General features: G+C 42.6%; 22 protein-coding genes and 1 pseudogene. 13 read left to right on the top strand and 10 right to left on the bottom strand.

Going from position 1 to position 21,269, the window contains the following annotated elements:
• Window positions 1-10: 10 nt before the first annotated feature.
• The gene (locus H6H03_RS13130) at window positions 11-907 is read left to right on the top strand and encodes a prohibitin family protein (RefSeq protein ID WP_190955532.1); all 897 of its coding nucleotides are present in this window, start codon (window positions 11-13) and stop codon (window positions 905-907) included.
• Window positions 908-1,031: 124 nt separating this feature from the next.
• Here the strand turns inward: H6H03_RS13130 and H6H03_RS13125 are convergent.
• Window positions 1,032-1,370: pseudogene (locus H6H03_RS13125) on the bottom strand (DUF4058 family protein); the annotation flags it as partial.
• Between the two features lie 88 nt (window positions 1,371-1,458).
• Between H6H03_RS13125 and H6H03_RS13120 the strand changes: the two are divergent.
• Window positions 1,459-1,644: a transposase gene (locus H6H03_RS13120; RefSeq protein ID WP_190955530.1), complete on the top strand. Its 186-nt coding sequence runs from the start codon at window positions 1,459-1,461 to the stop codon at window positions 1,642-1,644.
• A 7-nt stretch (window positions 1,645-1,651) separates the two neighbouring features.
• The gene (locus tag H6H03_RS13115) at window positions 1,652-1,819 is read left to right on the top strand and encodes a hypothetical protein (RefSeq protein ID WP_190955529.1); all 168 of its coding nucleotides are present in this window, start codon (window positions 1,652-1,654) and stop codon (window positions 1,817-1,819) included.
• A gap of 8 nt (window positions 1,820-1,827) precedes the next feature.
• Here the strand turns inward: H6H03_RS13115 and ctpC are convergent, their stop codons facing one another.
• Window positions 1,828-3,114: a carboxyl-terminal processing protease CtpC gene (gene ctpC / locus H6H03_RS13110; RefSeq protein ID WP_190955528.1), complete on the bottom strand. Its 1,287-nt coding sequence runs from the start codon at window positions 3,112-3,114 to the stop codon at window positions 1,828-1,830.
• A 37-nt stretch (window positions 3,115-3,151) separates the two neighbouring features.
• Between ctpC and H6H03_RS13105 the strand changes: the two genes are divergently transcribed.
• Both H6H03_RS13105 and H6H03_RS13100 read left to right on the top strand, forming a co-directional pair.
• Window positions 3,152-3,316, top strand: a complete 165-nt coding sequence (locus H6H03_RS13105; protein ID WP_190955527.1) for a hypothetical protein — start codon at window positions 3,152-3,154, stop codon at window positions 3,314-3,316.
• Window positions 3,303-3,503: a hypothetical protein gene (locus H6H03_RS13100; protein WP_190955526.1), complete on the top strand. Its 201-nt coding sequence runs from the start codon at window positions 3,303-3,305 to the stop codon at window positions 3,501-3,503. Before H6H03_RS13105 ends, H6H03_RS13100 begins: the two co-directional genes overlap by 14 nt.
• Here H6H03_RS13100 and ispG read toward each other — a convergent pair.
• Window positions 3,459-4,685, bottom strand: coding sequence for a (E)-4-hydroxy-3-methylbut-2-enyl-diphosphate synthase (gene ispG, locus H6H03_RS13095; protein WP_190955525.1), 1,227 nt, complete (start codon window positions 4,683-4,685; stop codon window positions 3,459-3,461). The genes H6H03_RS13100 and ispG overlap by 45 nt on opposite strands.
• Window positions 4,686-5,043: 358 nt before the next feature.
• Between ispG and H6H03_RS13090 the strand changes: the two genes are divergently transcribed.
• The 3 genes from H6H03_RS13090 (at window position 5,044) to H6H03_RS13080 (ending at window position 6,651) form a co-directional block, all read left to right on the top strand.
• Window positions 5,044-5,262 (top strand): hypothetical protein, encoded by a 219-nt coding sequence (locus H6H03_RS13090; RefSeq protein WP_190955524.1) that lies wholly within the window; start codon window positions 5,044-5,046, stop codon window positions 5,260-5,262.
• A complete protein-coding gene (locus tag H6H03_RS39810; protein WP_199338923.1) occupies window positions 5,262-5,429 on the top strand; it encodes a plasmid stabilization system protein in 168 nt (55 codons plus the stop codon). Before H6H03_RS13090 ends, H6H03_RS39810 begins: the two co-directional genes overlap by 1 nt.
• A gap of 187 nt (window positions 5,430-5,616) precedes the next feature.
• A complete protein-coding gene (locus tag H6H03_RS13080) occupies window positions 5,617-6,651 on the top strand; it encodes an isochorismatase (RefSeq protein WP_190955523.1) in 1,035 nt (344 codons plus the stop codon).
• A 96-nt stretch (window positions 6,652-6,747) separates the two neighbouring features.
• Here H6H03_RS13080 and H6H03_RS13075 read toward each other — a convergent pair whose 3' ends face one another.
• Window positions 6,748-7,644 carry a LysM peptidoglycan-binding domain-containing M23 family metallopeptidase gene (locus H6H03_RS13075; protein WP_190955522.1) on the bottom strand — a complete coding sequence of 299 codons (897 nt, stop codon included), beginning with the start codon at window positions 7,642-7,644 and terminating at the stop codon, window positions 6,748-6,750.
• A gap of 262 nt (window positions 7,645-7,906) precedes the next feature.
• Here H6H03_RS13075 and H6H03_RS13070 point away from each other — a divergent pair, with 262 nt between their 5' ends.
• Window positions 7,907-9,112 carry an HhoA/HhoB/HtrA family serine endopeptidase gene (locus H6H03_RS13070; protein WP_190955521.1) on the top strand — a complete coding sequence of 402 codons (1,206 nt, stop codon included), beginning with the start codon at window positions 7,907-7,909 and terminating at the stop codon, window positions 9,110-9,112.
• 127 nt (window positions 9,113-9,239) lie between these two features.
• Here H6H03_RS13070 and H6H03_RS13065 read toward each other — a convergent pair whose 3' ends face one another.
• The 3 genes from H6H03_RS13065 to ispD all read right to left on the bottom strand — a co-directional run bounded on the left by H6H03_RS13065 (window position 9,240) and on the right by ispD (window position 11,309).
• Window positions 9,240-9,578: a DUF760 domain-containing protein gene (locus H6H03_RS13065; RefSeq protein WP_073638899.1), complete on the bottom strand. Its 339-nt coding sequence runs from the start codon at window positions 9,576-9,578 to the stop codon at window positions 9,240-9,242.
• A gap of 224 nt (window positions 9,579-9,802) precedes the next feature.
• Window positions 9,803-10,345, bottom strand: coding sequence for an SMC-Scp complex subunit ScpB (scpB, locus tag H6H03_RS13060; RefSeq protein WP_190955520.1), 543 nt, complete (start codon window positions 10,343-10,345; stop codon window positions 9,803-9,805).
• A gap of 280 nt (window positions 10,346-10,625) precedes the next feature.
• Entirely contained in the window at window positions 10,626-11,309 is a 684-nt protein-coding gene (gene ispD, locus H6H03_RS13055) for a 2-C-methyl-D-erythritol 4-phosphate cytidylyltransferase (RefSeq protein ID WP_190955519.1), read from the bottom strand.
• A 69-nt stretch (window positions 11,310-11,378) separates the two neighbouring features.
• Between ispD and H6H03_RS13050 the strand changes: the two genes are divergently transcribed.
• Window positions 11,379-12,338, top strand: coding sequence for a glycosyltransferase family 9 protein (locus H6H03_RS13050; protein WP_190955518.1), 960 nt, complete (start codon window positions 11,379-11,381; stop codon window positions 12,336-12,338).
• A 244-nt stretch (window positions 12,339-12,582) separates the two neighbouring features.
• On the opposite strand, the gene H6H03_RS13045 is transcribed toward H6H03_RS13050, so the two are convergent.
• A complete protein-coding gene (locus H6H03_RS13045) occupies window positions 12,583-13,068 on the bottom strand; it encodes a CRR6 family NdhI maturation factor (RefSeq protein ID WP_190955517.1) in 486 nt (161 codons plus the stop codon).
• Between the two features lie 486 nt (window positions 13,069-13,554).
• Here H6H03_RS13045 and H6H03_RS13040 point away from each other — a divergent pair, with 486 nt between their 5' ends.
• Window positions 13,555-14,001: a Fur family transcriptional regulator gene (locus tag H6H03_RS13040; protein WP_190955516.1), complete on the top strand. Its 447-nt coding sequence runs from the start codon at window positions 13,555-13,557 to the stop codon at window positions 13,999-14,001.
• Window positions 14,002-14,122: 121 nt separating this feature from the next.
• On the opposite strand, the gene H6H03_RS13035 is transcribed toward H6H03_RS13040, so the two are convergent.
• Window positions 14,123-17,119, bottom strand: coding sequence for a pentapeptide repeat-containing protein (locus H6H03_RS13035; RefSeq protein WP_190955515.1), 2,997 nt, complete (start codon window positions 17,117-17,119; stop codon window positions 14,123-14,125).
• A 143-nt stretch (window positions 17,120-17,262) separates the two neighbouring features.
• Here H6H03_RS13035 and H6H03_RS13030 point away from each other — a divergent pair, with 143 nt between their 5' ends.
• Window positions 17,263-18,999 (top strand): DUF3685 domain-containing protein, encoded by a 1,737-nt coding sequence (locus tag H6H03_RS13030; RefSeq protein WP_190955514.1) that lies wholly within the window; start codon window positions 17,263-17,265, stop codon window positions 18,997-18,999.
• A 31-nt stretch (window positions 19,000-19,030) separates the two neighbouring features.
• Window positions 19,031-19,753 (top strand): diacylglycerol/polyprenol kinase family protein, encoded by a 723-nt coding sequence (locus H6H03_RS13025; RefSeq protein WP_190955513.1) that lies wholly within the window; start codon window positions 19,031-19,033, stop codon window positions 19,751-19,753.
• Between the two features lie 32 nt (window positions 19,754-19,785).
• On the opposite strand, the gene H6H03_RS13020 is transcribed toward H6H03_RS13025, so the two are convergent.
• Window positions 19,786-21,240, bottom strand: coding sequence for a dihydrolipoyl dehydrogenase family protein (locus tag H6H03_RS13020; protein WP_190955512.1), 1,455 nt, complete (start codon window positions 21,238-21,240; stop codon window positions 19,786-19,788).
• Window positions 21,241-21,269 lie beyond the last annotated feature (29 nt).

Here is a 21,269-nt window from a genome sequence, read left to right as displayed (position 1 = left end):
GAAAAAACTCATGGGCTTTATAGTCTCTCTCCTAACTAACCTGATTGCAATTCTCGTTTATCTCAATACAGGTAAAATATCTGGTGAAAGGTCACGTTTAGCAATACGTACAATTACGATATTGATTGGCGCTATTGCAGTACTAAATTGTATTTCTAGATTTTTGGTGATTGTCCCACCAGGCAATGTTGGTGTCGTCAACTTTTTTGGTGAGGTTTCCGAAACTACTCTTAGTCCTGGTGTTCACTTGCTTAACCCGTTTAGCAAAGTGCTGAATTTTTCCACTCGCCTGAAGGATGTAAAGGAAAACGTAGATACAACATCCCAAGAAGGTTTGAGCCTAAATCTTGATGTCAGCCTTCAGTACAAGCTCGATCCGCAGAAGGCAGCTACAGTATATAAAACAATTGGAACTGACGAAACACAACTGGTGATTTCTAGATTCCGTTCTACTGTCCGCGCTATTACAGCAAACTACCCAGCCAGCGCTATTTACTCTACCAAACGTCAAGAAATCGCCCAAAAAATTGACCAACAACTCTCCCAGGAGATACCCGCTTTAGGTTTCATAGTTGAGGAAGCTCTTTTACGCAACATTAAAATGCCTGATACTCTACAAGCAGCAATTCAAAACAAACTCAACGCAGAGCAAGAAAACCAACAGATGAAATTTGTTTTAGAAAAAGAGCGCCAAGAAGCAGAACGCAAGCGTATTGAAGCGCAAGGCATAGCTGATTCTCAAAAAATTATCTCTAATGGACTTACGAATCAAGTGCTACAACTACGAGCCATTGAAGCCACAGAAAAACTAGCTCAATCTGATAATTCTAAAATTGTAATTCTCGGTTCTGGAAAAGGCGCAGTACCTATTATGATCCAACCAGAAACAGAAATCTCAAAGCCGTAGAATTTCTTTTGTATTGAAGTGTTAATTTTTTATCTTCACTTAACGTAAACCTTGCTGTTGCAATAATTCATTTGCCCAAACTGCATCAGCTTCAGAAAGGGGCAAAATTGGTTTGCAAGTATAATGTTCCTACTTCCCGCACCTCTAGGTATCCTTCTCGCACTTCCTCTGGCATCGGAACATTAACAGTTATTGGTTTTTTAGGTGGTGAAGCTACTGCAATATTAAATTTTTCTTTATCTGTGTTTGTTAGAGAACGTCCCACAGTCACATCAGGAATACCAACGAGAATAGAATTTTCATCTATCATTTGGTATACTCGTTTTTCAACTGCCACTCGATATTTCGGTCGTAGTTGAGGAGCAATTGCATCAGCGATCGCAATAACTAACCAACTTTGAACTTCAGCCCACAGTTCTGGATTATCTAAATAAGGGTTCATCCCTGGAAACGGTGAAGGCATAAGCTTGACAAAACAATATTCTTAATGTACTTCCTCGCAATCTGCTTTGTAGAATTCTGACTATAAAAACCAAATTTTCACTGCCACTATGGAAAATACACAAGAATGGTATATTGTCAAGCGCTCTGCTGGTAATTGCGAAATAGTCTCTAGCGACCAGATAGGTGAGGACGATGCAGAAATTATAGAACAGTGGGGGCCTTATACTTCCCAAGAAGAAGCGATCGCCCGCCGTGTCGGACTCATTAGAAGTGGGAAGTGTCAACCAGTTTGAGTTGGGCATGGGGCATGGGGCATGGGGAAAGCAGGAAGTGTGGGAGGGGTGGGAGGTGTGGGAGGATAGGGAAAAAATCTTTCCCCCCTCTCTCCCCACACTCCCCACACTTCCCCATTCCCCATTCCCCAGTCCCCAGTCCCCAGTCCCCAGTCCCCAGTCCCCATTCCCTTAGAAGCATACTTATTTTTCTGCTGTAGCTGTGCCTTTAGCAGCAAGTTGTTTACCCATCACTTCCACAGCTTTAGCGAATTGGGGGTCTTTTAGGGTAGCGAGTTTGTCACGTTCGTTGAGCCACAAGTCCTGTCGCTGAGCATCAGTTAAATCTACCTTTACATCTGGATCGATGCCATGCTTATTAATATCGCGATCGCTCGGTGTGTGGTATTTTGCAATGGTCACAGCTAACCCCGAACCATCTTCTAGGGGACGTACCGATTGTACTAATCCTTTACCAAAGGTTTGAGTACCAACTAAAACTGCACGCTTATTATCCTGCAAAGCTCCTGAGAGGATTTCACTGGCACTAGCTGAACCTTTATCTACTAATACCACCAACGGTTTATTTGTTAGCGCCCGTCCGTTTGCCACCTCTCGTTCTCGCTCACCCCCACGGTCAATGGTGGAAACGATTGTGCCTTTATTTAACCACATCCGGGCAATTTCTATACTGGAGAATAATAAGCCGCCTGGGTTACCACGTAAATCGAGGATATATCCAGATACCTTTTTGCTTTCTAAATCTCTGATAGCTGCTTGCATTTCTTTACCAGCATTGGCACTGAATTGGTTCAGACGAATGTAACCAAGGTTACCTGCTGGAGTTTGCTTTTGAGAATATTTAACTGGATGAATTTCGATCCGCGCCCGTTTGATGTTAAATTCCTTTGTCTGGCCGTTTCGCTGAATGGTTAGAGTGACTTGGGTTCCGGCTTCACCTCGAATCAAAGATACTGCCTGATTTGTATCCATCCCCTTAGTGCTTTTGTTATCAATTTTGAGGATGACATCCTTAGCTAGAACACCAGCTTTAAAGGCTGGCGTATCTTCGATTGGAGCAATCACAACCAGTTGCTTGGTTTTTTCATCTTGACTGATTGTGATACCAATTCCTGTTAATTCTCCAGAGGTATCCACTTGCATATTCTGGAATTCCTTTGGATCCATAAATCGGGTGTATGGGTCATCTAGCTTTTTGAGCATTTCCCGAATGGACTTATAAGCTTCCTCTTGATTACTGTAGGACTTGTTCTTCACATACTCGTTACGAACAGCCTGCCAATCTACCTGGTTAAAGGTACCGTCTACATATTGGCGTTGGACAATTTGCCAAACTTCATCTACCAATTCTTTGGGACTTGCTTTAAATAAAGCCTGACCTCGTGAATGAATGCCAAGGCTAGTAACTGCGATCGTGGAGAGTGTTACTACCGTAGCACCCAAAACAAGCCTATTTTTTGTAATCACCATAATGACAGCTGCGTCAGAGGGAAAATTTATAGTCAGTATGCTCAATCTAACACAGGGTATTAGTGTAGAGGTCAAGCATGTATTTCTAATTTCACCAAAATACTTGACAATCAGGCGATGTTGGTCGTTATCTATACAAAAGTTTTATAAATTGGATATGGGGCATTGGGCATGGGGAGGTGTGGGAGGTGTGGGAGGATAGGGAAGAAATCTTTCCCCCCACACTCCCCACACTCCCCACACTCCCCACACTCCCCACACTCCCCACACTCCCCACACTCCCCACACTCCCCCATCTCCCCAGTCCCCAGTCCCCAGTCCCCAGTCCCCAGTCCCCACACCTCCTACGGCTCTACCCAGCGTCCATCTGCCTTAATCAGATTGATTAATTCCTCTACACCTTTGTCTTCTGGGACTTTTTTAATTTCTTCTCTGCCACGATACAAAGAAATGTAACCAGGTGTTTTACCGACATAACCATAGTCGGCATCTGCCATTTCTCCTGGGCCGTTGACGATGCAGCCCATAACTGCTATGTCCAGACCAGTTAAGTGTTTGGTGGCTTCCCGGACTTTGTGTAGGACTTCCTCTAAATTAAACAAAGTCCGTCCACAAGAAGGACAGGCGACGTATTCCACCATTGTTTTTCGCAATCCCAAAGCTTGGAGAATGCTGTAGCAAACGGGAATTTCTTTTTCTGGTGGTTCTGTGAGCGAAACACGAATGGTGTCGCCGATGCCATCAGCAAGTAATGTCGCAATTCCAGCGGTGGATTTGATTCGTCCATATTCGCCATCACCGGCTTCGGTAACACCTAAATGTAGCGGATAATCCATACCTAGCTCATCCATGCGCTTGGCCATGAGGCGATAGGCGGCTACCATCACCGGTACTCGTGACGCTTTCATGGAAATTACTAAGTTGCGAAAATCTAAAGATTCACAGATGCGAATAAATTCTATGGCTGATTCCACCATTCCTTCAGGGGTGTCACCGTAGGTAAATAGCATTCTCTCAGCGAGAGAACCGTGATTTACCCCAATTCGCATCGATTTGCCTTGGTCGCGCAAAGAAACTACTAGAGGTTCTAGAGTTTCGCGGATTTTTTCGCCGATTTCGTCAAATTCGGCTTGAGTATATTCGGTTCTATTAAAGTTTGGCTTTTCAAAAACGTATAACCCTGGATTAATCCGCACCTTCTCTATGTGCTTGGAAACTTCCAAAGCGATTTTCATGCCGTTGTGATGGACATCAGCCACAATTGGCACGTCTTGATAAGTTTTAATTAATTTTTGTTTAATTTCTGCTAAGGCTTTAGCATGAGCCATACTTGGCACTGTGACGCGGACAATTTCGCAGCCAATTTCGTGCAGACGACGAATAGCAGCCACGGAACCATCAATATCAAGAGTGTCTTCGTTAATCATCGACTGCACCACAACGGGGTAGCCACCCCCAATGGTGACATTACCTACCTTTACCGGACGGGTTTGACGCCGCTTGATAGTTGTATCAAAGGTAGGTTGGGTTGATGTAGTCTTTGCAGTATCCTGTGTGGGCAGAGTTTGCATAACCTGTAATGGCAAATTTGCTGTAGTTAAAATATCAGATTTGATAAATCTCTGTTTCCCAGATTGCCACAGTGGGGGTATTTTTGGGTAATGGGATTGCAAAAAAGAAAATAAAGAAACAAAAGCGATCGCCTTAAATTTTCTTAACTAACCACAGTTTTTAGCAGAAACTTTAGTCATCAAGAGCTTTTACTCTAGACGAATGGACAATTGCACAGCTTTCCTTCAACCTAAACCTGACGGATACGGCAAAAAGCATAGCTTGGAGGAAGAAACTGTGAGATTAATAGTAGTGTGCAGGGAACAACAGAAGGGATCGCCAGCTAAATCAGACTTATCACCAAATGCTTGAAGCCCCATGCTAGAAAAAACATCCACATTCCAGAAAGCTATAGAGGCGGTAGAAGCACTAGACCCAGAAGCTCAGGCTATTCTTGTAGATATTATCCAAAAACGCCTCAAACAACAGCGACGGGATGACTTATTAAAGGCGGTTGCAGAAGCTCGTGAAGCCTATGCTAAAGGGGAAGTACGTAGTGGAACTGTTGCTGATTTAATGGCGGAGTTGGATGATTGATGCAACTGCTTTGGAGTGCAAGATTTATTCTGGATTTTAAGCGTTTAGCCCGTCAACACCCGCAATTACGTTCTGTAGTTGAGCAAACATTACAACAACTTGCTGAAGATCCGTTTTACCGTAGCTTGCGTACTTATAAACTTAAAGGTGATTTATTAGGTACATAGACTTGTTCCATAGACTACAACAATCGTATTCTATTTGAGTTTGTTCCTCATCCCGATTCTGGGGAATTAGTAATTTCTTTGCTAACCTTAGGTTCTCATGATGATGTGTACTAAGGTAACACTAGGCTTGAAAAAACTTGGGTATTGAAATTATTGATGTTATTACAGAATAAATCAAACTGTAATTATGAATACCCAAACAATAACCCAACTACCAATTCCGCCGCACTTCAACCCCGATAAAGTTGGCGAAGTCTGGCGCGTACCTTACCAAGAGATTGCAGCCGTAGCTGAAACATGGGCACAACAACACAAAATTCAACCTGCATCTTCAGACAAAACCCGCATTTGCCTACTATTAATTGATGTCCAAAACACCTTTTGTATTCCTGAATTTGAATTATTTGTCGGAGGAAGAAGCGGTACTGCGGCAGTGGATGATAATCGGCGATTATCTGAATTTATCTATCGCAATTTGGGAATAATTACAAAAATTATTCCCACCTTAGATACTCACACTGCAACTCAAATTTTCCATCCTATCTTTTGGGTGAATCCCGCCGGAGAACATCCCATCCCGGCAGCTACTAGCATCACTCCTAGAGATATTGAACAAGGTATTTGGAAAGTCAACCCAGCAGTTGCTAATAGTGTCACTAATGGGAATTACGAATTATTAGAAAAACATGCTTACCATTACGTTAAACAACTCAGCCAAGATGGAAAATATCCTCTGACTGTTTGGCCTTATCATTCAATGTTGGGTGGCATTGGTCATGCTTTAGTTTCATCTGTAGAAGAAGCAATCTTTTTTCATGGTATCGCTCGTCAAAATCAAACACAATTTGAAATTAAAGGCGAAAACCCTTTAACCGAAAACTATTCTATTTTACGCCCAGAAGTTTTGGAAGATTTTGAAAAACGCCCACTTGGTCAAAAGAATACGCGGTTAATTAAGCAACTTTTAGAATTTGATGTTGTAATTATTGGTGGCCAAGCTAAAAGCCATTGTGTCGCCTGGACAATTGATGATTTATTAACAGAAATTAAACAGGTAGATGCCACCCTTGCTCAAAAAATTTATTTGCTGGAAGATTGCACTTCTCCTGTGGTTGTTCCTGGTGTTGTAGACTACACAGAACAGGCAGATGCGGCGTTTGCCAGATTTGCTGAGGCAGGAATGCACGTCGTTAAATCTAGCGAAAACATAGCATTTTTTTAACGCAAAGGATCGCAAAGGTTCCGCAGAGGAACACAGAGATTTTCTCCGCGTTCCTTTGCGTTTTCCTTTGCGTTCCTTTGCGTTTCAAAACAAACCTCATTTCTTCAAATAACCCTTGGGATCTTGCGCTACCCAACCCAAAGATGAGCTAGAACGGATTTCAAAATGGAGATGGGGTTGACTGGCGCTTGGTGTTCCACTGCTGCCTACAGTTCCTAATAAGTCGCCTTTGTTGACTTTTTGACCAACACTGACATTGATAGTATCAAGTTGGGCGTAGCGGCTTTGAAGTCCGCCACCGTGGTTAATGATGACCAACTTGCCATAACTACCTTGATCGTCGGCAAAGGCTACGGTTCCAGGCGCGATCGCTAGCACATCTGTACCTACTGGCGCTAACAAATCAACGCCGCTATGGAAGAAAACTTGACCTGTACCAGGATTTATCTGCCAGCCATAAGCTAATGCCACATTTGCTACTTCTGCCAAGGGATATCCGGACAGAGATACACGGTTTTGTGTACTCGTATCAGTAGATACAGGAGCCTTGGTGACAACACCATCGGGCGACCAATTTACCCCTGGAACAAAGACGATTCTGGGGTCTTGTTGGCAACCATTGACCTCAAAAAGGCTATCAGCACGAACCTTGTATTTTGCTGCTACTTGCCGCCAAGTTTGACCGCGGGGCACTTCGACTACAATCCCATTGTAGGGAGGAATTTGTAGTACAGTACCAACGGTAGCGATCGCTCCATTATTCTGCAAAGCTGGATTCATCCCGATAATAGTTGTGGGAATCAGATTGTAGCGCTGCGCTATAGTCTCCAAAGTTTCACCACGAACTACTTTATGGCGTTGAAAGCGAGAAAGGGCTGGAGTTGGACAACCACCTACAGCAGCATTGGCGCTGTTAAAGTTTGGCAGTATGAATACTAACCCCAAGGCGCTAACTAAGCTACAGAGAAATAGTTGACGAAAAGGTAAAGTCATGTATACAAGTCAAAAGCGCATTAACTTTAGATCTTAGATGGAGATTTTAAAAATTGGCCAAACAGGGCATGGGGAAAGGGGTAAGGGGTAACGGGAAAGATTAAATTTATTCCTTTTCCCTTTAACCTTTAACGTTTTCCCCTGCCTCAAGAGCTCCCCCTGCTCAATCCCTAATTCCTCCTAAATTGATCTGTCCACTTGCCGTTGGCTTGACTACACTTAGAAATTAGCAACTGCATTGCTGTCCTTGAGCAGAATGATTATGAAGTTATCCTTAAAGCAACTGGCCGTTTATCTGTTTTTACTGGCGATCGGTGGTGGTGCAGGTTTGTTTGGCAGTCGTTATCTGCTGCAACAAAATCCTTCGTTCCAACAGTTAAAAAATGTAACAATAGCTTTGCCTCCAGAATCGGTAGTTCCCAATTCTCCCAACGGAGCTATCGGGAGTACTGGAGGCGATAATGTAAATTTTATTGCAACGGCAGTGCAAAAAGTTGGCCCAGCTGTGGTACGAATTAATGCCACCCGTAGAGTAGCCAATCCCATTTCTGATGCTCTAAAAAATCCCCTCTTGCGCCGATTCTTTGGAGAGGATGAGCAGCCGATTCCCCAGGAACGGATTGAACGGGGTACGGGATCGGGATTTATTTTGAGCGAAGATGGACAATTACTCACCAACGCTCATGTTGTAGCTGATACAGATACAGTATTAGTTACCCTCAAAGATGGTCGGACTTTAGAGGGTAAGGTGGTGGGAGTTGATTCGATGACTGATGTGGCGGTAGTGAAAATCAAAGCGAACAATCTACCGACGGTGAAATTGGGAAATTCGCAAAATTTGATACCAGGACAGTGGGCGATCGCTATTGGTAATCCTCTGGGTTTAGATAACACTGTCACCATTGGCATCATCAGCGCTACAGACCGCACTAGCACTCAAGTTGGTGTCCCAGATAAGCGAGTTAGCTTTATCCAAACTGATGCAGCAATTAACCCTGGCAATTCTGGCGGCCCTTTGTTAAATGCCCAAGGCGAAGTGATTGGTGTTAACACTGCCATCCGCGCTGATGCCCAAGGACTCGGCTTTGCCATCCCCATTGAAACCGCCGCCCGCATTGCCAATGAGCTTTTTACCAAAGGGCGTGTAGAACATCCCTTCTTGGGTATTGAAATGGCAGACCTTTCTCCAAGCAGAAAGCAGCAGATTAATCAAGAAAATCAGCTAAATATTCAGCAGGAAGTGGGGGTTGTCATTAAAGAAGTAACAGAGGACTCTCCAGCCAAACAGGGAGGACTTCTTGCTGGAGACGTGATTCAGAAAGTCAACGGTCAGCCAGTCAAAACCTCAGCCCAAGTGCAGAAACTGGTAGAGTCCAGTAAAGTTGGGGATATTTTAGCGATCGAAGTCAACCGCAGCGGTAAAATTCAAACCTTCAAAGTGCAATCAGCAACTTACCCCAAAAAATAGCTATTAGTAGAGACGCGGTTAATCGCCTCTGTGCAGAAGTTATGAGTGAGGAGTGAGAAGTTAGGAGTTAGAAGTTAACAATTTTCCACAACTCCTAACTCATAATTCTCGACTCTCAACTCATTACTCATAACTTTTGCTCTAATTGCATTCTTTGTTCCATTTGACGCAGAAAATAACCCGTCATCATAGCCGATGCTAGAAGCCCAGCTAAATTTTCCCGATCTGTGGTAATTTGTACATTGAAATTTTCTGCTGGGAGCATCCCCACTAGCCCTTGGACATTTTGCGAGATAATTTGTTTAATTTCAGGGCTGACAGACTGGGCGACCCGAGCTAAAACATCAGGAGACTGATGTTGTAGATATTTCAGTAATTGATTGGGGTATTCCTCAGAGTGATCCGAAAGAAGTTGATTAGGGTGTTCCTCAGAGTTGTCATTCAAAAAGTCAGGATTAAACACCATTGGCAGTTTTATTTAGCTTAATTGCTAACTCTACTCTAAACCATAGTACAAGGGTAACGCATTCACCACGGGTATAAGTCATTAAGAGGAGGCATTGGGCATTGGCCAAACAGGGCATGGTGAAAGGGAAAGAGTTAAGGGGAAAAGGGGAAAAGAGGAAAGATTAAATTTATTCCTTTTCCCTTTAACCTTTGACCTTTTCCCCATGCCCCATGCCCCATGCCCTATTCCCTACTCCCCACTCCCTTGAGTTCTAGTTCTAGTTCTAGTTGTTCTTCCTTTTGGTTGGTAGAAAGTATTTGCGGAAGTTCTTCAATTTGGAAATATTGATGAAATTTTGGGGTTACTTGCAACGAGTAGGAGCGAGAATCGCTGTCTCGCCGCTTGCGAACGAAACCAAGTTCAACTAATTCTGGAACGTGCTGATAGACTCCTGAACCCCGTAAGTTAATTAAGTCGCTCTGGAGTATGGGATTATTGAGAGCGATCGCCGCCAATGTTCGCAATGCACCTACACCCAATTCTACTGGTATCATTGTTTGCACTAAATCATGAAAATCAGATCTCAGTTGCAAACTGTAACCATCTGGGGTTTCTACCACCTCTAGGGCACTATCTCGGTGGGCATAATTGTCCATTAGTTCAATGATGCCTTCCTTAACAGTGGCGCGATCGCAACCGGCATACTCGGCGATTTCGCCGAGCGACAAGGGTTTACCCTTTAAATAGAGAATCGCTTCTATCTTAGTCGCTGTGGCTGTAATCATTTAGTCAATAGTCAATAGTCATTGGTCAGTAGTCATCAGTCATTGGTCATTAGTTGTTCACAAAGGACGAATGACAAATCACAACTAACAATCAACAAGTCTCTGGGATCATATCCTAAAATGTCAAAAATATTTTGACAATCTCAAAATTAGGGAATGGGCATTGGGCAGGGGAGCAGGGGAGCAGAGGGGAAAGAGGTAATTTTTCATTTGCCCCCTTGCCCCCTGCCCTTGGAGCCTCTTAACTATGCCCAATGCCCAATGCCCAATGCCCACTTCTTCAAAAACCCCTACTCGTAAGGATAAATTCTGCGATCGCTAAATCTTGTGGGGTGGTAACTTTTAAATTTGTCTCTTCGCCTTCGACAATTCTGACTTGAATGCCACATTTTTCAAACAAAGCGGCATCATCTGTTACTTCCCAACCTTGGCGCACGCCTTCGGCATGACACTGCTTCAATAATTTGACATCAAATCCTTGGGGAGTTTGTGCTGCCCACAGCTTTTGTCTGTCGGGCGTACTTTGAATTATTCCTTGTCCATCGACAACTTTGATGGTGTCTTTGACGGGTATCGCAGCAATTAAACCGCGACATTCGCGGATGGCTTGGGCACAAGAATTAAATAAATCTGGTGTAATCAGACATCTGGCTCCATCGTGAATCAAAACTTGTTCTGCATCCGCTGGGAGCGCCTGTAAGCCATTGTAAACAGATTCTTGGCGGGTGGAGCCGCCGAGAATAAATTCCACTGGTTTGGTGAGCTTGAGATCGGCGATAATTGCCTTCAAATCAGGCCAGTCAGTCGGTTGGGAAATAATTCCGATCCAAGTGATTGTACTGGCGGCTTGGGCGGCTAATAAAGTCCAAGCAATAATCGGTTGCGATCGCACTTTCAGTAGGAGTTTATTGCGGTTACTCCCCATTCTTTTTCCGATTCCGGCAGCTGGAATTAGTAAATACACAGAATTCCTCAATCTTTAAGCTATATATTTTCCCCTAAAATAAGGAGCGAGTAAGCGTCAATAAATATTATGCGAGTAGTAGCCCTTGTACCTGGCGGGATTGGCGACCAAATTCTCTTCTTTCCGACTCTAGATGACCTGAAGCGCTATTACCCAAACGCTCAGATAGATGTCGTTGTTGAACCCCAAGCAAAGGCCGCCTACCATGTCAGCAAGTCAGTTCACGAGGTACTGGCTTTTGATTTCAAAGACCGTAACAGTCTGGCAGATTGGGGCAACCTGGTGGGCACAATTCGCGATCGCGAGTACGATGTTGCCATCACTGTTGGGCAAAGTTGGTCGATTGGTCTTTTACTCTGGTTGACGGGAATTCCCATACGCATTGGCTACCAAGGCAAGGGTTCGGTTTTTCTAACCCAGGCTGTGCCGTTCAAACCATCCCAATATGGCGCGGCGGTATATCACGAGCTGCTGCAACCTTTGGGTATCAATACTCCTGTACCAGAGTTAGCCGTAAATGTGCCAAAACCAGATATTGAGTGGGCACAAAAAGAACAAAAACGCTTAGGGGTACATGAAACAGGCTATGTCCTGATTCATGGCAGTTCTGAGCGGTTATCTCAAGCTAAAGAACAGGATAAAATCTATCCTGTGGAGAGTTGGCGGCAAATTATCCAAGATTTTCAACACAAGCAGCCGGATATGCCTGTGGTGCTAATTAAGGGGGCTGAAGATGACCAGTTTGTGCGATCGCTTCTGGGGTCTTCTCCAGATGTCAAGGTGACTGCCCCAAGCGATATTGGCAAGTTAACTGCCATGATTGCCGGAGCAAATTTGCTGTTGTCTACTGATAATGCAGCACTACAACTCAGTGTTGCAGTACAAACTTATACAATTGCTCTGTTTGGCCCCACCGATCCAACTAAGTTATTGCCGAAAAACGATAAATTCCTAGCCATTAAATCCCCTACGGGCAAAACTGCGGATATTTCACCAAACGCTGTTTTACAGAAAATTTGGGGTGGTTGAAGAAGAATACAGAATTCAGAAGTCAGAATTCAGAATTCAGAATTCAGAATCAATCCAGTGGAGAATTGTAACCGACTACCTACCTAGAACACCGTGCGTCTATCATCTGTGTCAACTTCAGGTGAAGCCTTAAGGTATTGCCTCGTTCCCAGCCAATGACTGGGAACGAGGCAATATTAAAAGGTCGCGGCTTTCTACTCAATCCGCTACTTCAAGGACTGCTAAATTCTGAATTCTGAATTCTTTAAAATATCTGAAAAAAAGCGTCATCTAATTCATAGCCCAGCATTTGTGCCATAGATTTCAGGCGCGATAAGCTGGGAATGTCTTGCTGTTTTAGCCAATCGCCCAAGACAAAGATTTTGTGCATCAAAAATATTTCTAAAGCTTCGGGATTGTACTGTATGCCTTCTTGGGAACTGAATTGATGTGGTACTAGCATAGCGGCATAACGAGCGAATTCTCCAGACTTCCAATCTAGTAAAAATGGTAACCACGGGTATTTGGCATCTAGGCGCACAAACCATAGCCGAATCTCTGGAATTTCTGAGAGTTCCCGTGGATCGCCAGGTTCTCGATCGTAATTGACTTCAAATCGTAGCTGCTGTTCGTGGGACGCGACCCCATCTTGCAGCAGTTGTTCGATCGCCACTGACGCAGGCGACAGATCTAAATTGTTAATCAATTCATTATTGAGTGCGATCGCAATTGGTTTTGACTCAGCAGCCACTTTCTTTATGCTCAACTCTAGGATCGAGAATACACAGTAGCAGTTTTGAGCCATTGATGCTAGATTCCGCAAAAAAGTCCTCAGTCATAAAAGTTGTAATGTCTCGCGATCGCCGCTCACAGCATAATTTTGATCAATTGAAATATTACTTTCACACCTGCTATAATTACACACCTTTAACTCAAAAATTAGTACATCATTAACATGGCATCCCATCAGAACAAGGGTCTTTTGTCAAGGCAATGCCTACTCTCAGGTGGACATTTATGACATTTTTAAGCTAAAGTTGTAATGAGTTTGTTTTAGATTAAGGTCTGACAAAGTAGGCATCAAAAGCAAAAAAATCATTATTGCAACCTGTGACTTCCGCAGCATCAAAAGCCAAAACACAAGTACAGGTATAAAAATTGTGTGCAATAACCTTGCATATATTGAATAACCATAAACATTGAGATGGGAAAACTCCCCTAACAGTTAATAAGCTGTATGCAAAAACAAACAATTTCTACAAGACCAATTCGTTCCCTAGAAGATGCGCTAGAGCGGTGTCAAGTACTGGGTATGCGCGTCAGTCGCCAGCGTCGCTTTATTCTGGAACTACTTTGGCAAGCAAACGAACATCTTTCTGCTAGAGAGATTTACGATCGCTTAAACCACCAAGGCAAAGAAATCGGTCATACTTCGGTGTATCAAAATTTAGAAGCATTATCAAGTCAGGGAATCATCGAGTGTATTGAACGCTGTGACGGACGTTTGTACGGCAATATTAGTGATTCTCACAGTCATGTCAACTGTATAGATACCAATCAAATTCTGGATGTTCACGTACAACTGCCAGAAGATTTTCTCCGCCAAATCGAAGAACAAACAGGAGTGCGAATTACTGACTATAGTATTAACTTTTATGGTTATCGTAATTCAGAAGAAAGTTAATTTGGGCATGGGGCATAGGGCATGGGGCATAGGGATAAGGGAGACAAGGAGACAAATTGCAACAATTCTTTTCCCTTGTCCCCTCCCAATGCCCAATGCCAAATGCCCAATGCCCAATGCCCTATTCCCTAATCGAATTATTGCCAAAAACAGTTTCATCAACTGCGTCATCATCATATAAACCTACTGGTAAAATTGTGCCTTCGCAGCTTTCAATTAGTCCGATTGTTGCGGGATGGTTCCAATTAACATCTGTGTTAGATGTGATTTTTTTAGCGTTCAATAAGGGTTGCTGCGCTTGCAAATTTTTTAGTTTTGGAAATGATTCTTTGACAAACAAAGCACCATTATCGGCGGCTAATTTTTTGTCACTCTCACTAAGAATGGCATCGAATAAACAAGCATTTGTGAGATTAGCAAAATTCAGATTTACTCCCATTAAGTTTGCTTGTTGAAGATTTGCGCCTGCGAGATTGGCTTGTTGGAGATTTGCGCCTGCGAGATTGGCTTGTTGGAGATTTGCGCCTGCGAGATTGGCTTGTTGAAGATTTGCGCCTGCGAGATTGGCTCCCATTAATTCCGCATTAGATAAGTTTGTTTGCTCAAAATTTATTTGAGTTAACGTCACTTGCAATAAAGAGGCTCCTGATAAGTTGAGTCCAGCCAGAGATTTGATTCGGGTTGTGAAGGTAGTTTTGTGCAAAACAGCTGTCCTAGCAATCAGCAAACTTAACGCCTCTGGATTGAATTCTGTCAAATTTACTGGATTGCCACAAGGCCAAAAAGGAATTTTTGTTTCCCGGTAGCAAGCACAAAGTAATAAAAATACATTTAATCCTACCGCAGCATTTACCTGTTCAACATTCACAGGGTTTTGTAATGCATGAAAATTAGTCAAAGCTTTGTGTGCTATTCCCTCATCCAACCAACGCCCTTGACAGTAACCACGCCAGAAAGACAAAAGGCGTTGAAATAAAACTTCAAAAGAAAATCGATATTTTTGCTCTTTGCGTAATCCTTCGATCGCCAGTTCTTCAATTTCCTCACTCAGTATCCCATAACCCAGTAAATTATAAATATGTTGGGCTACACTACTGGGAGAATCAAGCACAAAACTAAGCGCCCCATAACCCTCATCTTGGTACTGAGTCAACAATTTCAACTCACCAGCAACAGCTTTTGCACAAAGATATTCTCCCAACTTGATATGGGAAAACTCAACCAAATTACTTTGCGCGGCAGTCGCTATAACAGGGGGAACCCCTGCAACGCGCTGCCTTGTCTTTGCGTCTTTGCGTGAACTTTCCCAATCCTTAACTTCAAAATAAAACCCTGGTAAATCCTTCCATTCCCCATTGATTTGATAACGCTGCGATTGTAAAATTTTCAAAGCGATCGCTTGCATTTGTTCGAGTAAATCTTGGGCATGGTGATGGCCAAGTAAATTAGCGATCGCTTCTGGAGTCCGGTGAATATGAGCAAATCCGGATCGCAACAGCATAGTTTTTATCCCACCAGTTAGCGGATAGCCTAATAACCAGCGACTCAAGCGATGATGAATTTCCCATAACAAAGGAGCCTTGCTAGTTAATTGCAATAACTCATCATCTAGCAGCCCTTCACGGTGCAAAATGCCTAATAAATGCAACATTAAAGGTTGACGCACAAAAACAGATAGTTCTGGAAACTTTGATTTCCCAAACAATCCCGCCTGTTTTAAGAATGTAAAGAAATTTTGAGCGATCGGTAAGGATTGTACTTTTGTCCACTGCTGAAACCATTGTTTGAATTCTTCCACATCAAACGGCTGGATAGCAATTCGCTTGAATAAAAGTAATATTTCTGGGTCAATTTCCTCCAACCCCTTTGGCCGACTTGTTAACACAATTTTGTGGCGATGCTGAGACTGAAAATTTAGCAATTGCTGGATAAAAATTGCTTTTGCTCTTATACCCTGAGCAGAAGGCGGTAGTTCATCCAGACCATCTAGCAACAACAAACAGCGAGTATTTTCTTGTTCTAACCAAGTTGAAAGATTAATATGAAAAGCCGAATTGAGAGTTTCAGTAAAAGTTTTGCTGTATGTTATATCTCGCAATCTAATTATTATCGGCATCCAATCAGGGTAAAGTTTTTCTGCTACTTCTGCCGCCCAGAGTTGGCAAAAACTAGTTTTTCCATAACCCGGTTCTGACTCAACAACAGCGATGGTTTCTAAATCAGCTAGTTGTTCTTGTACCCATGTTTTTAAATCAACTGGCGTCAGAGTTTTTTTATCCTGTTCAGAAATGCTTTCTTCTACAATTAAGCCTTTTTGTGCTACATAAATATCTTTAAGAGCAAAGTATTCTGTGAGCAATGGTAGACTCAAATTTTTAATCAAACTTGCCCGATAACTTTCTTGGTGCAAGTCAATTTTATCGCTGACCGTAGAATTAACTAATGAAATCCCCAATCGGACAAATTTTTGCAGTTGGGCTAAGGGGGCGGCATTTTCGGTAACTACTACCAACAAATGACCAGGAAATGAGTTTAGCAAACGCTGTGCTATCAATTTAGCTTCAGCTTCTTCTGCACCATTGGTAACCAACCAAGCTATGGCGGCATTATTTATTTGTTGTACCAGTAATGAGCCGGCAAGCAAAGACAGTGCTTGTTCAGCTTGAGTGTCAGTCAATTTACCAGGACTGAGAGTTTTCAGTAGTCCTTGCAGTTGAGGATCTTGGAGGATGTTTGGTTGGCTGGGTATTCTTCCTCGGTCTAGCCAAGGTCTTTGCAAGCTTGATTCTTGGTTTAAAATTGCTTGCAAAGCTTCAAGATAGGCAATTTGAAAGGCTAACCATGTACCTTCGTTACGCTTTAAAGGTTTTTTTTGGCTGAGGCCACGCAACAAGCTTGCTGTCAACTCAGAAATAACCCTGATTTCTTGGTAAACAATAGTTAAGGGTAGTTCTAAAATCTCTACCAAAGTACAGATATCAAAAGGCATCAGACTTTTGACTTCCATATCCTGAACAATACGGTAGGCAATACCCGCCAATTGCCCCGCAGAAAATCCGCTGATTCCATTGATTGCGATATTATGTTCTGCCAACCAGTGCCTAATACTCAGGTTCATTTAATTACAAACTGAAGGCTGCTATGGCAATTATGATCGATTTATTCAGTTTGCGAAAACAAGTCACAATGGGTAAGGCAAAGTTTTGTATCAAAACTGTTTTTTACTAATTAAAAAACAGTACTTGTATAATCGAGCAGACTATGAGCGATCGCCCTTTAAAATTACTGCTAATTGACCAAGACCCGATTTTTCGTCTGGGATTACGGGTAGCTCTAGAAGCAATTTCTGACTTGCAAATTACAGCAGTGGTAGAAAGTTATACGGCTGCTTTGCAGATTTTAGTAGAAATTGCTGGGCAAGACCCTAACCAAGTGAATTTGGTAGTTTTGGAATTAGGTAATGGTCGCTCTACCACCAGTCAGCAGCTAGGATTGCAATTCTGTCGGCAACTGATAGCTTTGTACCCCAACTTACCAATTTTCCTCCTCAGTTCTATTCAAGAGCAAGGATTACTATTAGCTGCCAAATCCATTGGTGTAAATGGCTACTCTCCCAAAGGCACGCCTGTTTCTGAGCTAGTTATCGCCATGCAACAAGTTGCAGCTGGTGGTTCCTATTGGTTTGACCCAACCCAAACATCAATAACAGAGGCGATAAATCGCGTCTCTACCCACCCCCCATTCCCTCTGTTCAAACTGCGAAATAATTTACGTTTGTCAGGAATTGGTTACATTAACGCTACCTTAGCGGCAGTAACAACACAATTACAAGTACCCGGAATACCAGTATTAGATCGGGCAATTCTGGCTGGACAGCGGCGAGAACTGCTAGCAGCTCGTTGGTTGCTCAATAAATTGCTGGTTTCGCCACAAGAAAGGCAAGAAGACAAGATTCCGGTTACTGATGAGCCGCCTGCAAGTCCTTCATTGAGTAGTGCTATTCAACAAAATCAAATGCCGCCACCTCTCTTGACCACAGCAGCGTTACAATCTGCTTTGTTTGCATCTTGCATTACTAAACTTCAATTTCCTTTAGAAAACGTTACAGATACCCCTTTAGAAATTGACATTTTGCGCGAACAAAAAAAGCGGGAATTACTTTATTTGATCCTGCAAAAACTGGCTCAACAATTGGATGAATTGCGGGTTTCTCAAATTGAGATAAGTCAATTATCTGGAGTAAAAAGCACCTTAATAAGTGATTTATGGCAAGGAGCAATAACAGATTTTTTTGGTAAATTTTCTTTGATTAAATTAGGGAAAGAAAATATAGAAATTGTAAATCTCTTGTTGCAAAATACTCAAGTTGTGCAAACAGAAATTCTCAATAAAATTCCTTTAATTTTTGAATTGTATAGTTATCTGCTATTTCAAACAGAAATGTACATTGATAATGCTTCCTATGCAGCAGTCAGCGTTGAAGCAAAAACCCAAGCATCAATGATTTTGGAGAACTTTTTGATTCAAATAGCAAATGGAGTTGTGCAACCACTACTGAATTCTTTAGCAGATGTAGAAATTATTAAGCAAAATTTTTATAGTAGCCGATTGATTTCCACAAGGGAGATTGAAAGATTTAGGAACGAATTATCATGGAAATATCGTTATAATAATTATATTAATGAAGCCCAGGCAATTTTTGAAAGTCGCTACGAAATATTTGTAATTGCACCTCGTGGTATTGCCAAAACTTCAATTTATGCGCCTCGAAATCAGGAATTAGCAAAACTTTCTAATATTCCTTTATTCGTCACACTGATTTTAGAATTTAGTGATGCGATCGCACCGCGTCTAAAATCACTAGTAGCCTTTTTAGGTAGCGGCATTGTCTTCATTTTGACCCAAATAATCGGTCGTGGTTTAGGTTTAATCGGACGTGGTATTCTCCAAGGTATTGGTAGCGTTTCGTTAATAGAAAAGAACTTTAAACGAAAATAGCGGATGACAGATGATTAATGGCTAACGACCAATGACAAACAACGATATTATCGGGTTAGTAATTTCTTACGTATACGCAACTAGTTTACTCGTTATTGGCGAGGGACTACGTAGGCTGTTTGGCGTCAAGCCGGATTTGACTCGTAAGGTAATCCATATTGGTGCGGGAATGTGGGTTTTTGGTGTCCTGCTGCTATTTAATCGTTGGGAAATCGGAATTATACCCTTTGCTACGTTTATCGCGCTCAATTACCTGTTTTACCGCTACCGGGTTATTGGCGCAATGGATACCGAAGATAGTTCGCCTGGTACAGTTTATTTCGCTATTTCCGTGACATTACTGTTTGGGTTACTGTGGCGACCAAGTGGCCCTGTAGATAACGTTCCAATTGCTGTAGCTGGTGTCATGGCTATGACTTGGGGTGATGCACTAGCAGCCTTAATTGGTAGGCGCTTCGGGAAGCATAAGTACCAAATAGGTAATTCTGTGCGTTCTTGGGAAGGTTCAGCAGCGATGTTTGTAGCGAGTACAGTAGCGATTTTCTTGGTGCTGTTGCTACTTCCTGGTTCGTTTCTTAGCCCCCTAGCAATCCCTTTTACTTTAGGATGGGCTTTATTGACAGCGATCGCAACTGCTATTGTTGCGACCCTAGCTGAAGCAGTCTCACCCCACGGTACAGATAACCTCAGCGTACCATTGGTAGCAGCGACAGTAGTTTGGATAATAATGCAGGTTTTAATAATTCGTAGTTAATTACATATTTTGACTAATCACTAATGACTAGTTCACAAATTCCAATTGCGGCGAAAATGGAACAAACCTTCCATAAAATCTTGCAAAGCAAGATTATTATTTAATTTTTGTTTCCTCCACTCTGTGACAATTTGCTCCACGATTTCTGAGAAACTTAAATAGACAGGAGAGAAATTTACTAAATCTTTGATTTTCATTTTTTCAGACATAGCCAAAGCAATCAAATTAATTAATTCTCCAGCTTCTGCACCTAATATTGAAGCTCCTAAAATTTCGCCATTGCGTAGGACAATTAATTTACACATACCCGTGGTTTCATCCCGGAGTTGGGCTGCTGTTACTGTTTTAAAATATTGTCGTAAAACTAAAAATTCATCAGGGCGAAATTGATGCTTTGCTTGTCCCTCAGTCAAACCCACTTGCGCCATCACGGGTACTGAAAATATTCCCCAAGGAATACAGCGATAATTTACTTTTAATCTGGGGAAAAATAGTGCATTTTTCAGAGCAATTTTAGCTTCATAATTAGCGATATTTGCAAAGTCGTAACCACCAATGACATCACCACAAGCGTAGATGCGGTGGTTAGTGGTTTGTAGTTTCTCATTCACCACTAAACGGCGTCCATGCCATTTCACACCTACCGCTGCCAAATTTAGAGATTCAAGGTTTGGCTGTTGTCCAGTCGCCACTAAAATTTCATCAGTTTCAATGGCTTTATCTCCTGCCTGTAGCCACTTTTTATCATCAATTCGCCTTACTTGAGTCACTGGTTTAGCGGTGAGGACGCGCACACCTTCAACTTCCAACTGTGCTTGCAGCAATATGGCTATTTCTGGGTCAATATGAGGTAAAACATAGGAATACTTGACTACCAACGTCACATTACAACCAAACCGCGCTAAAGTTTGAGCGATTTCAATACTTTGGGGAACCCCGCCAATAATTACCCAATTTTTGGGTAAGGACGCTTTATTTAGGGATTGCCAAATGTTAGCTAGCGTAACGTAGCCTGTAGCTTCTAATCCTTCAATTTCCGGAACTTCTGGACGAGAACCACTAGCTAGCAAATAGGTGCGTGCGCGTAATAATCGGTTGTTAACAACAAAAGCCAGTTGGGCTGAGGATTGAAATTGCCCAGCACCAACGATAACATCGACTCCCTGCGCCGCTAGAATGCCGGGAGAATATTGTTCTTCGAGATTTGAGGCAACGGCTTGAGCATACAGCATCGCTTCCTGCCATGCCAGAGATATGTGGCACTCTTGTGAGGTCTGAGTGTGTCTGGCATGAATACCAAAGCCAGCAGCATTACGCAATTTTTGTGCCAGTTTAGCAATTTCGCTCAAAGCGTGATGATTAATAAACCCATAGTCTACTTTGGGTTGCACCAAGGCAACTGTAGCACGTAGTTGGCTAGCAGCAAGGGCAGCATGGTATCCAGCAAGACTGCCACCAATAATTACGACATCGTAATCAATAGTCATTTGTTATTTGGGCATTGGGCATTGGGCAT

Origin of the sequence: Nostoc paludosum FACHB-159 (genome assembly GCF_014698835.1) — a bacterium.
Classification (GTDB): Bacteria; Cyanobacteriota; Cyanobacteriia; order Cyanobacteriales; family Nostocaceae; genus Nostoc; species Nostoc paludosum.
The sequence above is the reverse complement of the archived record's forward strand: the minus strand, read 5'-3'. Positions and strand labels throughout refer to the sequence as shown.